Annotated in this window: 11 protein-coding genes and 2 tRNA genes; 8 read left to right on the top strand and 5 right to left on the bottom strand. The window is 38.5% G+C overall.

All coding sequences use genetic code 11. From position 1 onward, the window contains the following. The first annotated feature begins 355 nt into the window (after window positions 1-355). The 3 genes from M2R48_RS05065 to M2R48_RS05055 all read left to right on the top strand — a co-directional run bounded on the left by M2R48_RS05065 (window position 356) and on the right by M2R48_RS05055 (window position 4,050). The gene (locus tag M2R48_RS05065; protein ID WP_004722449.1) at window positions 356-2,188 is read left to right on the top strand and encodes a phosphoenolpyruvate carboxykinase (GTP); all 1,833 of its coding nucleotides are present in this window, start codon (window positions 356-358) and stop codon (window positions 2,186-2,188) included. A gap of 197 nt (window positions 2,189-2,385) precedes the next feature. After that, a complete protein-coding gene (locus M2R48_RS05060) occupies window positions 2,386-3,264 on the top strand; it encodes an ATP-grasp fold amidoligase family protein (RefSeq protein ID WP_262085285.1) in 879 nt (292 codons plus the stop codon). Between the two features lie 75 nt (window positions 3,265-3,339). After that, a complete protein-coding gene (locus tag M2R48_RS05055; RefSeq protein WP_262085284.1) occupies window positions 3,340-4,050 on the top strand; it encodes a hypothetical protein in 711 nt (236 codons plus the stop codon). Window positions 4,051-4,087: 37 nt separating this feature from the next. Here M2R48_RS05055 and glpD read toward each other — a convergent pair whose 3' ends face one another. Further along, entirely contained in the window at window positions 4,088-5,617 is a 1,530-nt protein-coding gene (gene glpD / locus M2R48_RS05050; RefSeq protein WP_262085283.1) for a glycerol-3-phosphate dehydrogenase, read from the bottom strand. A gap of 166 nt (window positions 5,618-5,783) precedes the next feature. Then, window positions 5,784-6,539 (bottom strand): DeoR/GlpR family DNA-binding transcription regulator, encoded by a 756-nt coding sequence (locus tag M2R48_RS05045; RefSeq protein WP_262085281.1) that lies wholly within the window; start codon window positions 6,537-6,539, stop codon window positions 5,784-5,786. Window positions 6,540-6,997: 458 nt separating this feature from the next. On the opposite strand from M2R48_RS05045, the gene M2R48_RS05040 reads away from it, so the two are divergent. Together M2R48_RS05040 and M2R48_RS05035 are read left to right on the top strand one after the other, a co-directional pair. Beyond that, window positions 6,998-8,317, top strand: coding sequence for an MFS transporter (locus tag M2R48_RS05040; protein ID WP_262085279.1), 1,320 nt, complete (start codon window positions 6,998-7,000; stop codon window positions 8,315-8,317). Between the two features lie 124 nt (window positions 8,318-8,441). After that, the gene (locus M2R48_RS05035) at window positions 8,442-8,867 is read left to right on the top strand and encodes a hypothetical protein (protein WP_262085278.1); all 426 of its coding nucleotides are present in this window, start codon (window positions 8,442-8,444) and stop codon (window positions 8,865-8,867) included. A 38-nt stretch (window positions 8,868-8,905) separates the two neighbouring features. On the opposite strand, the gene M2R48_RS05030 is transcribed toward M2R48_RS05035, so the two are convergent. After that, window positions 8,906-9,574, bottom strand: a complete 669-nt coding sequence (locus M2R48_RS05030) for a class I SAM-dependent methyltransferase (RefSeq protein ID WP_004819654.1) — start codon at window positions 9,572-9,574, stop codon at window positions 8,906-8,908. 282 nt (window positions 9,575-9,856) lie between these two features. Next, window positions 9,857-10,705, bottom strand: a complete 849-nt coding sequence (gene folD / locus M2R48_RS05025) for a bifunctional methylenetetrahydrofolate dehydrogenase/methenyltetrahydrofolate cyclohydrolase FolD (protein WP_004819653.1) — start codon at window positions 10,703-10,705, stop codon at window positions 9,857-9,859. A 152-nt stretch (window positions 10,706-10,857) separates the two neighbouring features. Between folD and M2R48_RS05020 the strand changes: the two genes are divergently transcribed. From M2R48_RS05020 to M2R48_RS05010, 3 genes are all read left to right on the top strand, one after another. Continuing rightward, window positions 10,858-10,931 (top strand) — tRNA-Cys (locus tag M2R48_RS05020). A 10-nt stretch (window positions 10,932-10,941) separates the two neighbouring features. Continuing rightward, window positions 10,942-11,027, top strand: a tRNA-Leu gene (locus M2R48_RS05015). Between the two features lie 123 nt (window positions 11,028-11,150). Then, the gene (locus M2R48_RS05010) at window positions 11,151-11,882 is read left to right on the top strand and encodes a hypothetical protein (protein WP_056514323.1); all 732 of its coding nucleotides are present in this window, start codon (window positions 11,151-11,153) and stop codon (window positions 11,880-11,882) included. A gap of 60 nt (window positions 11,883-11,942) precedes the next feature. On the opposite strand, the gene M2R48_RS05005 is transcribed toward M2R48_RS05010, so the two are convergent. Then, window positions 11,943-13,709 carry an alkaline phosphatase D family protein gene (locus M2R48_RS05005; RefSeq protein ID WP_262085277.1) on the bottom strand — a complete coding sequence of 589 codons (1,767 nt, stop codon included), beginning with the start codon at window positions 13,707-13,709 and terminating at the stop codon, window positions 11,943-11,945. Window positions 13,710-13,882 lie beyond the last annotated feature (173 nt).

Here is a 13,882-nt window from a genome sequence, read left to right as displayed (position 1 = left end):
ATAAAAGCACCTTTATGTAAAATTCGAATTATGCCCATTTATTAAATCAATAATTAATTTAGTAAATCTTATAATTTCAACTTATTGTAAACTATTATTATTTACAATTAAAATACCCTACATTCTATTTAAAAATACCAATAAAAATCAAACAATAATCCATGTTAGATAATACAAATCAAACACTTAGTGAAAATTCGAGCATTGGTATCTTTTAAGCCTTTAGTCTTATTTTTTTTATGAATATATGTTTTAATACCACCACTTTTTTTCATACTTAAATTTGAATGTAGTATCCCTTCATTCAGATTATTATTTGTACACAAAATTGTACATATTTTAGATAGGCCTCACCATGACCCAAGTGAACGCACCAGAATTCGTTCGTCATCCCAAGCTCATTGCATGGGTTGAAGAAATTGCTAAATTAACTAAACCTGCAAAAATTGAATGGTGTGACGGAAGCGAAGAAGAGAATCAACGTTATATCGACTTGATGATCGCTAACGGCACTATGCAAGCGTTGAACCAAGAAAAACATCCTGGTTCTTATTTAGCGAATTCTGATCCGTCTGACGTAGCGCGTGTTGAAGGTCGTACATACATCTGCTCTGAAAAACAAGAAGATGCTGGTGCGACAAACAACTGGGAAGCTCCTGCTGAGATGCGTACTCGCCTTAACGGTTTGTTTGATGGCGCAATGCAAGGACGTACCATGTACGTGGTTCCATTCTCTATGGGTCCATTAGGTTCTCACATTGCTCACATTGGTATCGAAATTACAGATTCTCCTTATGTTGCTGTAAGTATGCGTAAAATGGCTCGTATGGGTAAAGCTGTTTATGACGTACTAGGCACTGATGGCGATTATGTTCCTTGCGTACATACTGTTGGCGCTCCACTGGCTGAAGGTCAAAAAGATGTTGCATGGCCTTGTAACCCAGAAAAATATATCGTGCATTATCCAGAAACGCGTGAGATCTGGTCTTACGGTTCAGGATACGGCGGTAACGCATTATTGGGTAAAAAATGCCTTGCTTTACGTATTGCATCATCTATGGGTCGTCAACAAGGCTGGTTAGCTGAACACATGTTGATCCTTGGTGTAACCAATCCACAAGGTGAGAAACACTATATTGCAGCAGCATTCCCATCTGCATGTGGTAAAACTAACTTTGCGATGTTGATTCCACCTGCAGGTTATGAAGGTTGGAAAATTGAAACTGTAGGTGACGATATTGCTTGGATCAAACCAGGTGAAGATGGTCGCTTATATGCAATCAACCCTGAAGCTGGTTTCTTTGGTGTCGCACCTGGTACAAACATCAAAACAAATCCAAACTGTATGGCGACACTTCACAAAGATGTCATCTATACAAACGTTGCTGTAACAGAAGATGGCGACGTATGGTGGGAAGGTTTAACCAAAGAAGCGCCTGCTAACTTGACCAACTGGAAAGGCCAACCGCATGTTGCTGGTGAAAAAGCAGCACATCCAAATGCGCGTTTCACCGTTGCAGCGGGTCAATGCCCTTCTATTGATGCTGACTGGGAAAATCCAGCTGGCGTACCAATTTCTGCGTTCATCTTCGGTGGTCGTCGTGCAGATACAGTACCTTTAATCTCAGAAGCTTTTGACTGGGTTGATGGTGTTTATAAAGCAGCAACGATGGGTTCTGAAACAACTGCAGCTGCAGTAGGTCAACAAGGTGTTGTACGCCGTGACCCATTTGCAATGCTTCCATTTGCTGGCTATAACATGGCTGACTATTTCTCTCATTGGTTAGAAATGGGTGAAGAAGTTGGTGCGAAAGCGAAAGCTGCAGGCAATAAACTTCCTGGCATTTACAACGTAAACTGGTTCCGTCGCGATGCTGAAGGCAACTTTGTATGGCCAGGTTTTGGTCAAAACATGCGTGTGCTTGAGTGGATCATTGACCGTTGTGAAGGTCGTGCTGAAGCAGTGGAAACACCGATTGGTTTTGTTCCAACTTATGAGCAATTGAACTGGACAGGTTCTGACTTCACTAAAGATCAATTTAATCTTGTGACTTCTCAAAACAAAGATCAATGGATCAAAGAGATTGAGAGCCACACTGAGTTATTTGATAAACTTGGTGAGCGCTTACCAGCTGCACTTAAAACTCGTCAAAATGAGCTTTTAGAGGCTGTTAAAAAATCTGCTTAATCGCTAAAAATTAAGACATACAAAAAGACCGCTAAATAGCGGTCTTTTTTTTGCTTAGTGTGATACAGTTCACTTTATTGCTTTGATATTCATTACAATTATGTAATAAAAATACAAATGATTACTGTTTCCATGTACAAAATTCATATTTTCTCTATAATTCAAACATTACTTTATTTTATTGATTTTTTTTAATCATGTTAGAAAATATTATTTATTCGGCAAAAGTTATTAGAGCCAAATTTGTCTCAGATAGACGTTATCTCACCAAAAGATTTATTGCTAAATTGGGTTATACCCCGAACTTTGATCAGCCTAAAAGTTTCAATGAAAAAGTCACCGCCAGAATGATCTATGAAAGAGCACCTTTACATACGAAATTAGCAGATAAATTTGCTGTACGCGAAATGCTTGCAGAGAAAATTTGTTGTTCCCATTTTGTTCCACTGATTGGTGTATATAAGTGCTTTGAGGAAATTGACTTTAATCAACTTCCTAACAAGTTTGTTTTAAAATGCAATCATGACAGTGGCAGTGCAATTGTTTGTAATGATAAAGCGCAATTTGATATCAAAAAAGCGCAGCACAAACTCAATCACCACCTTAAACAAAATATGTATTTTAGAAAACGAGAATGGCATTACAAAGATATTGTTCCTCTAATTTTGGCCGAACAACATATTGATTTGTTAGTTGATCAAGACAATAAGCTGACCATTACAACATGCCGTGTTCATTGTTTTGAAGGTCAGCCTCGATATATTGAAGTCGATGTACAAGACAGCCAAGGCGTGGATTATTCAAATATGTATGACACATCTTGGGTGCTGCAACCCTTTACCGTTGATCTAAAAAGTAATACGCCAAGCTGTTTAGCACGACCACAAAAATTAAATACAATGCTTCAACTGTCAGAAGACCTTTGTTTTAAATATGGTTATAGCCGAATCGATTTCTTATTATCTCAAGACGATGTTTTCTTTAGTGAGATTACTTTAACCCCCAATGCAGGTCGTATGGTCATCACCCCAAGTGAGTGGGATGAAAAGTTAGGCGCTTTATGGCTGACTGACTAAGCCGAGCAAAAAGACCGACGTGTTCGGTCTTTTTTGTGATTTAATGCAATCATTCAATATCTAAAAATAAGCGCAATGACAGCAATTAAAAACATTACCACAACTCAACCTTATCTAACCCTGCTACCTGACCACGAAGTCGTCTTCGCCCCTTCAAGTCTATTTCTAGCTCAGCATTTACTTCCACTTATTTCAATTGATTTATCTGCAATCAATCCAGCATGGCAAGGAAAAATTCATTTGCTCAATCCGATTGAACCTTATGAATGCTATATCGGAAGTGATACCACAGAATTTTCTGATGCATTTGCCAATGAAAATTGGTTTATTATGCAATTAAATCAACAAAATCAATATGAATGGTTAGCAAACAAAAGATATTTTGCTTTAGAAAATCCTGATTGCGAGACCGATCTAAAAACCCATCATAAAGAAATGCATGAAGATTACTTGCAGCTTAAACAGCGCTTTGCCGAAACTGGAAAAGTCATTTCAACATCACGCATTGAATATCAAAATGATTCTGCAACAACCTTACTTGACCAATTAGGGGGTGAATGTGGCGGTGGAAACTGGACTTATCCAATTGATGAACATTTTGATTTACGCTACATCAACGCAGACCGCGATGATCAAGAAGTTCATATTTATGACCGTGATGGCAAGCGTTATTATTTTATTGCAGCTGTTGCTGGCTGGGAATATTGTTCACATGGGGCAGATTGGATTTTAATGTACTACCAACCTGAAACCCGACGCGTTTTATATACCTTTGATTGGTCATAACGACTCTTGTGCAAAGCTATATATTTTCCACTTTTGCTTAGGCAACATCTTTCTGTAAGCGGCGTTCATGCAATTCAAGTAAATATTCATCCAATGCTTGAATTTCAGCTTCGGTAAATTTTAAATATAACTTGCTACGGCGCTTTAAAATATCCTGACTGGTGATCGCCCACTCTTGGTCAACCAAATAATCGACCTCTTGGGCATATAAACCATGGCCAAAATCTTGACCAAGTTCATGAACAGATGTCGAATGATTTAAAAATTTCCATGTATAAGTTCCATAGGCATGTGCCCAACGGCTTGCAGTTTCATGATCAAGCCCTTTGATTTTATTTTGAATTTCTAAAACCAATCCATCAACCGAAACTAAATTTTCAGCACCCGGCAGTAAGGATTTTTCAGTCCAAGCTTTCCCAGTGTTAGGGAAGAACTTCTGCAAATGCTCCAGGGCAGATTCAGCCAAGCGTCGATAGGTGGTTAACTTGCCACCAAACACAGAAAGTAAGGGTGCATAATTTTCATGATCTTGCGATAAAGCCAAAGTATAGTCACGGGTGATTGCGGCTGGATTATCAGATTCATCATCACACAATGGGCGCACCCCTGAGAATGTCTGAATAATATCGGCTTGAGTCAGTTGCACTTTAAAATGATCATTGGATACATCAAGCAGATAATCAATCTCTTGCTGACTAATTTCAACATTATTCGGATCTGCTAAATATTCACGATCAGTTGTACCAATCATGGTGTATTGATTGAGATAAGGAATTGCAAACACGATACGTTGATCATCATTTTGCATAATAAAGGCTTTATCACCGTCATATATTTTCGGCACAATAATATGACTGCCTTGAATGAGGCGAATTCCATATTGCGATTTTAACTGAAGCTCTTGCTTAATAAATTGTGCAACCCAAGGCCCCGCAGCATTGACCAAAGCCTTCGCTTGTATCTGATAAATGCCCTGCTCATTTTCAAACTGGATACTCCATAAACCATCTTCACGCTGTGCTGAAATACAGCGTGTTTGCGTAACCACAGTGGCATTTTTTTCACGTGCTTGCATCGCATTTAAAATCACTAAGCGTGAATCATCTACAGCACAATCTGAGTATTCAAATCCGCGTGTGATCTCTGTTTTTAGTGGGCTAGTATAAGGATCAAATTCAACCAAATGTGAACCTGCAAGCTTCTCTCTTTTGCCCAAATGGTCATATAAAAACAGCCCCGTACGAATCAGCCAAGCAGGACGCAAATGAGGTTGATGTGGCATGATAAAACGCATAGGACGAATGATATGTGGTGCTTTTGCCAGTAAGACTTCTCGCTCAGCCAACGCTTCTCGCACTAAGCGAAATTCTTTATGTTCCAAATAACGCAGACCACCATGGATCAACTTACTGCTTGCAGACGAGGTATGACTAGCTAGATCATCTTTTTCACACAAGAACACAGATAAACCGCGCCCTGCAGCATCATTGGCAATACCAACACCATTTATTCCACCACCAATTACAGCAATATCATAATACGTTTGTTGCTCATTGATTTGTGTCATAAACGCCACCACCTTTGATCATTTGCATATATTCACAATCATTTTTGAAAATATATTTTCGTTTGTTTTCATTTAAGAAAATAATAGATAGTTTTTTAATCAATGTCTATCAAAAAATGATCAATTTCACGTTTATCATATTTTCACTATGGGTTTTTAAATTAGCCTAAACCACAGTTAAAGCCACTTCTGCTGCATGAATTTGTTTTAAATAATTTTCAGTGGGCTCTTTATTGGTAAAAAGCCGATCTATTTCAGAAAGATGGCCTAAGCGCATCATTGCATGACGACCAAACTTGCTCTCATCTGCTGCTAAAAATACCTGCCGAGCACCTAAAATAATTTCTTGCGAGACAGACACTTCTTGAAAATCGAAATCGAGCATGGTTCCATCTTCATCAATCCCACTGATACCAATCAGGGCATAATCAACTTTAAACTGTTTAAAAAATTCAGAGGTGGCTTGTCCTATCACACCACCATCGGGGCGTACTTTTCCGCTGGCAATCAGTACTTCAAAATCATCATTCATACTCAAAATTTTCGCCACATTTAAATTATTGGTAATCACTTTTAAACCGCGATGTTGCAATAGAGCATGGGCAATAGCTTCGGTTGTAGTACCAATATTGATAAACAAAGATGCATGGTCTGGAACTGCGTTTGCAACAGCTGTTGCAATGCGCTGTTTTGCCGCTAAATTATGGCTGACCCGTTGACTATATGCGGTATTGGTGACACTAGAGTCTACCGCAGCGCCACCATGATAACGACGTAATAGTCCGGCATCTGCCAATTGATTGATATCCCGCCGTACAGTTTGTGGGGTAACTGCAAAATGCTGTGCAATCTCATCAATACTGACGTAGCCCCGAGCCTTAACCAATGCTAATGTTTGCTGTTGTCGAATCATCAAGTCCATAGATGTGAAACCTTATTGTTTTATTTTCAAAAATGAACATTTAGCTGCTATAAATAGCATGACTGCTTACTGTACGACTAGATTAAATTTTTAAATTCATCCAACTCAGCTTATTAAATTGTGTACATTTCATACATTTAGATGCAAGCAAATATGCTTTAATTTTAAGCTAAATTCTTATAATTTATAAAATATTTCAAATTAAATAGCTGTTTTAAAAAAATTATTCATTTATTTCTAGAATTTCTCATTCTGGATCAACAATAAACCCTCAACACAGCTAAGACCAAAGTCTAATAAGGTCTGCTTTCATTCAAGCGTATAACGAGCATTGTAATTATTTGTATCTCCCTCGTCTTACTGACTGAAATTCTCTCTGTTTGATTTTTCTGCTTTGATTTTCATCCAAAATGAAAGTTAAACAGGCTGTATTTTGCATATTCTTTTGGAGAATTGCCTTGTCCAATTCATCTCCTCAAGTTGCCACTTCGCAACTTGATAGAAAAACTCGTTTCAAATCTATACTTGGTGGTTCAGCTGGTAATTTAGTCGAATGGTATGATTGGTATGTCTATGCCGCATTTACCCTCTATTTTGCCCCTGTGTTCTTTCCAGAAGGTAATGAAACGGTCAAACTTCTCCAAGCTGCTGCAGTTTTTGCTTTAGGTTTTTTAATGCGTCCGATCGGCGCATGGATCATGGGCGTTTATGCTGACCGTAAAGGTCGTAAAGCGGGTTTAACACTTTCTGTTTCATTGATGTGTATTGGCTCATTAATCATTGCTTGTGCGCCATCTTATGATTCAGTCGGAATGTTTGCTCCCGCACTACTTTTATTTGCACGCTTATTACAAGGTTTAAGTGTTGGTGGTGAGTATGGCTCAAGTGCCACTTATTTAACTGAAATGGCGGGTAAAAATCACCGCGGATTTTTCTCAAGTTTCCAATATGTCACCCTGATTTCAGGTCAATTACTGGCACTCTGTGTACTGATTATCCTGCAACATAATCTTTCTGAAGATGCCTTACATGCATGGGGATGGCGTGTTCCTTTCTTTATCGGTGCATTACTTGCAATTGTTGTGTTCTGGATTCGTCGTGGTCTGGTTGAAACAGAATCATCTAAACAAGCACAACAACAAGCTAAAAATGGCGGTGAAACATCTGGTGCTTTGGCCTTATTCACCAAGTATCCTAAACAAGCATTTACAGTCATTATGCTGACTGCGGGCGGTACCTTAGCCTTTAATACATTTACGACTTATTTACAAAAATACTTAGTCAACACTTCTGGCTTTGAAAAAACCACCGCAACTGAAATTACCACAGCCGCAATCTTTATTTTTATGTTGATTCAACCTGCAGTCGGTGCACTTTCAGACAAAATTGGCCGTAAACCAATTATGATCACTTTTGGTATACTCGGTGTGCTATTTACCGTTCCTATTTTCAATGGTTTAGGCTCGACAACGGACCCTAAAACGGCTTTCTTCTTATGTATGAGTGGTATGGTCATTGTGACTGGATATACAGCCATTAATGCGGTTGTAAAAGCTGAATTATTTCCACCGCATATTCGTGCTTTAGGTGTAGCCTTACCTTATGCACTTGCCAACACTGTATTTGGCGGTACGGCTGAATTAGTTGCACTAAGCTTTAAAAATGCTGGGCATGAAAACTATTTCTTCTATTACATTACCTTTATGATCGGTTTATCTCTAATCACCTATGTGTTTATGAAAGATACCAAAAAACATAGCCTGATTACGGATGATTAATTCAAAATAAACTTTGCAATCTAATTCATTTAAAACAGCTTTTTTATTTAAGCAATTCACTTATCGTGAAAATTGCAAAGCTATGGCATACTAAAAATAATTCAAAAAGCTAGGACTTTAAAAGATGAAAAAAATCACTTATGCAGGTTTAGGATTAATCGTTTTAGCTTTATCTGCATGTCAAACAACCCCTCGTCAATACAATGGCGTAACCGGTTATCAAATTGAAAATCAAACAGCAGATAGTGCGACACTGGCGTATACCCTTTCAGGTCGTGCAGATCGTGATTTGGATGTAGATAAATTACAGCGCGCATGTCAAAAAGTGTTGGGTGCAAACAAAAACTATAAAATTTCTGTATTAAGTACCAATGAAATTATCAATCCGCAAATAGCAAAAGGTCAGGCTGGTGTTCAACTTGGACATAGCCGTACATCTTTTGGGCTTTCCAACACGCCAAGCCTAAATAACAGTGAAGATTATGCAACACGCCAAGCCTTAGATACCCGTCCAAGCACTTTACATGTGGTACGTTATACCTGTTCTTGATTTTAGCTATGTGTATCGCAGAATAAAATAAGACGCTGTCATAGCGTCTTATAAAAACTCACATTTCTAAATTCTTTGGCTTCATCTAAATCAGGCCAAGTGGTTGCACTTCGTTCATCCAATTTTTGGTAATTTGGATGACTAAAGTTTTTCACTCGGCTATCTGCCACCCATACTTCTGGTGCAAATTTTAAAAACTCATCCAAGAAGAAACGGTTAGATTGATCATATAAAACATCTGCAGCCAATAAGACATCAACCTGTTCGGCTTTATATAAATCATCTAGATACTCAAGCTCTACATCATTGAGCAAGGCATTTTCACGACAAGCATCCAAACTTATCGGGTCGATATCACAACAGATGACACGTTTTGCACCTGCCATTTTGGCTGCAATTGCGACAACGCCTGACCCAGCACCAAAATCCAGTACCACTTTATCTTTTACATGCTGTGGCTCTGCAATCAACCATTGTGCCATTGCTAAACCTGAAGCCCAGCAAAAAATCCAATACGGTGTATCATTCCAAATACGACGAATTACCTCATCATCCAAACGATCTGTTGGAAAAACAGGTGGAATCAACCATAACGAAATTGGGCTTTCAGGCAACTGCTGTGCCAATAATTCGCATTGAGGAATTACTTCATGCAAAGCATCAAGTAAATGTTGTGGGGCTTTAGGAAATTGATAAGTACAGCTCATGCAAAATATGACCAAAATTATTATTTTGATATTGAGGAAATACAGCTTCTTCCTCATATTCGATAGACAGTAACATCATGTGCTAAGGTTCAAGACGATACTTCTTGTTAAGTCTCAGATACAGCTACTTAAAAGTACATCTTAAACGCGTTAAGCCAATGACCATTAAACTAATGACAATATTGCCTACTTTTACTGAAAATAAACATTGCTGTGTAAATATAGGCTGAATTTAAGCACAGTGAATGCATGGCTTTCACTGTGCCCAGAATAAAACAGGGCTCAAGCTAACGCTTTTTCAGCTGCTTCCACAGTTTGACGAATCAACGTTGTGATCGTCATCGGACCTACGCCACCTGGAACTGGTGTATAAGCGGAAGCGACATCTTCAATACCGACCAATTGGATATCACCTACACCACCACCGTCACGAGGATGGAATCCAGCATCAACCACAACAGCACCTTGCTTAATCCAGTCTTTTTGGATTAATTCAGCTTTACCGACTGCACCAACAACAATATCAGCCTGTTTTACCAATTCAGCAAGATTTTGTGTACGAGAATGGCAGATTGTCACTGTTGCATTGGCCTGAAGTAGCATCATTGCCATCGGCTTACCTAAAATAGCCGAACGCCCTACCACAACTGCATGCTTGCCAGCGATTTCAATCTTGTTTTCTTGAAGAATCGTCATGATACCTGCAGGTGTTGCCGAACCATAAGCAGCCTCACCCATTGCCATACGACCAAAACCTAAGCAAGTTACCCCATCTACATCTTTTTCAAGTGAAATGGCATCAAAGCAAGCACGTTCATCAATTTGTTCAGGCACAGGATGTTGGAGCAAAATACCGTGAACATCAGGATTGGCATTTAATTTTTCAATTTCAGCCAATAATTGTTCAGTTGTGGTTTCTTTACCTAACTCTACTTTTAAAGAATCCATACCAACACGACGGCAAGCATTTCCTTTCATGCGCACATACGTCGCAGATGCACCATCATCACCCACTAAAATAGTCGCTAAAATTGGGGTACGACCTGTTTTTGCTTTTATAGCTTCAACACGAGTCAACAAGTCTGCTTCAATTTGTTTCGCTAATGCGCGACCATCCAATACCAATGCCACGGCACATCTCCAAAGTAGATATGAATCAATTTTGCAAATAATACATGATTATTTAGACAATTTTCTTTCATATGCTGAATTTATGTGCATATGCATGAATTATAGTATTGTTTTTTTTTCAAAGATTGCTAATATGTGCATCACCAAGACATGGCGGGGTGGCAGAGTGGTCATGCAGCGGACTGCAACTCCGTGTACGCCGGTTCGATTCCGACCTCCGCCTCCAATCTTGTAAAGCCCGAGTGGTGAAATCGGTAGACACAGGGGATTTAAAATCCCCCGCCCACAAAGCGTGCCAGTTCGAGTCTGGCCTCGGGCACCATTTTAATTCTTGTTAAAATGGTGCAATAAAGAACCCAGCGATAAGCTGGTTTTTTTATGCCTAAAATTTTATATTGTTTTTTATGTTAATATCCAAAGTGAAATTTAGATAAGCGAAGCCTATATGATTCAAAACAAGCAAGTTTCCCTCTATTTAAATCAATTACAACAACAATACCCACAAGCATTTAAGCGCAACTTTCTATTTTATAGTCAAATTAAAACCAAAGGGCTTTTAGATGAAGCAAAGGAATTTATTCCTTGGATTTTGTCGATTATGATTTTTTGCAGCATCTATTTTAGTTTAGGTCAGTATATTGCAAATCATTTTCCTCAATTCGATAGCTTTCAAGCCAATGGCATTGCCGCTTTAGCGATTATGTTATTTTTTATGATTATTGTTCCGATCATTATCAAACAAATAAAACACAGTTCGACACATTTATACCAACAACTCAATAATATTCCGCTTAAGCTTGCGGTACTGATCGTCCTGCAAGCACTCAATCTTTATTTTATAGAAAGCACCCTGCTGCAAGGCCTGTTATTTTTCTTTGCAATGAGCTTTGGTTTTGTCAAATTTTATAAAGAAAATTTATTTAGAGATAGCACCAAAGACACTGAATATTACCAATTACAACAAATTCGAAAAAGCTGTTTATGGGCTTATAAACAAGCCAAGAAAGCCAAATTCAAAATGCGATTCTTAGGCAAAGATTCTGAGAAATATCAATTTTATCAAAAGCGCTTAGTCACCTTTTTAGAATTACATTTAGAACTATTAAAATATGAAAATGAAATGTGTAAAACCTATAAATATGAAGATTTAGATGCCTATATGGACAGCATGATGTAATCCATCTATAGCGTTAAAAAAGCCGAGTGATCTAAACTCGGCTTTTTTAGGCTTGAAAATTTATGCACTTTTCTGAACAGTCTTTACATCAACCAAATTGTTATTTAAAACCACTTGATGGGCACGAGCCGTATCCACCGTATAGGTTTTTTCCTTGATGCTATTTAAGAAAATCCAATCCGCTTGTACCTGTTGTACTGTAAAGCTGACTTTTAAATACCCTCGCTGATTTAAATTGGTGTAATTCAATTCATCAATGAGCGTGGTGAAGGCCATTTCAAATTGTTGTAACTGTGCCAAAGGAATACTTAAATACTTTTCCATCCCAGGTGAAGAGACCGAACTGGTTGCCAATTCAACCCCAACAAAATCACCCGCTTGAGTATGCAAGTCAGCAGACCATGCATTATGGGTATCCCCTGCCAACACCACAACTTTCTTATTTAATGTTTTAAGTGTGCCATATAAAATTTCACGTTCTGCATAGTAGCCATCCCAAGCATCTAAATTATAGGGTGCTACTGTAGTTACACGAGCTTTTTCTGCGGCGGTTAATGTTGGATCACCACTTTTCAAACGAACTTTTAAAGTAACTAACTCGATGATCTGCTGATTCATTTTTGCCAAAGTTTCGGCTGTGACATTTCCACTGGTAATTGCAGATAAAGACAATAGCAATTCAGCAGGGATTAACATTTTTGCCATCAACACTTGCTGACCCAATACATTCCAAGTCGCTGTAGATTGTGCCAGTTTCTTTTGTAGCCACTCACGTTGGGTATAACCCATCAGTGTACGCGTAGTACTGGTTAAATCTGCCTGAAACTTAGCAATATCCAAGCCCGAAGCCGTCATATAATTGGCATAATCGAGTTGCTTATCACGTGCCAAAATACGGGTATCTAACATGGTCAATTGTACCAATGAACCAAAGTCAAATTGGCGATAAATATTCAAATGATCTGTTGCAGATACAGGACGAATCGGCATCCATTCAAAATAGGCTTGTAAAGCTGCCAATTTACGGTCTAAGAAATTACCCTCATTGGCTTGATGGTTTTCTGCACCGTCTTTCCATGCGTCATTTGCCAGTTCATGGTCGTCCCAAATCACGATAAAAGGATGACGTGCATGTGCGGCCTGTAAATCGCTGTCAGTATGGTAAAGCGCATAACGCTTACGGTAATCATCCAACTTGATAATTTCTTTATCATTGTCAGCAGCGAGGGTACGACCCAGCTTTACTGCCTCTTCTGTGGCATATCCATCTTTACCATATTCATAGATGTAATCCCCCAAATGGATGATCGCATCGACCTCTTGTTTGGCCATTTCCTTATATACATAGAAATAGCCAGCAGGATAGTTTGAACATGAACACACCGCAAACTGCACCGAACTGGTGGTTTCAGGTAATGTTTTGGTACGCCCTACTGGCGAAATCACCGAACCAAATTTAAAACGATAATAATAAGTTTGCCCAGACTTAAGCTTGTCTGCATCAACTTTAACAGTAAAATCCTGAGCTGATGCTGTTTGTACTTTTCCAGTATTGATCACTTGCGTAAATTTATCATCTGTGGCAATTTCCCAAACCACTTCTAAACGCAAAGACGTATCCTGCGGCGTAATACGCGTCCACAAAATCACACGATCTTTTAATGGGTCGCCACTGGCAACACCATGTAAAAATTCAACTTTTGTTGTAGGAGATGTTGAATCGTTGTTATCACTCCCACAAGCAGTCAACGACACTGGTATAGATAATGCCCCAAAACTGGCTAATGACTTTTGAATAAGTTCACGGCGTGAAATTGAGTTTGGCATTGAAGTTGGTTTCCTCTAAGTTTTTTTATCCAATTAATTTAAAGGCTTAATATTTCGCTTTAATCTCAAATTGATGAAAAAATCATGACAAAATACCCATTCAACGGCTTAAAATGCTTTATTTTCAAACATAAGCACATGAATTGATTGAAAAGAAAGCAAATCGACATAAA

Origin of the sequence: Acinetobacter sp. I-MWF, assembly GCF_025433935.1 — a bacterium.
Classification (GTDB): Bacteria; Pseudomonadota; Gammaproteobacteria; order Pseudomonadales; family Moraxellaceae; genus Acinetobacter; species Acinetobacter guillouiae.
This window is presented reverse-complemented; position numbering and strand designations above follow the sequence as displayed.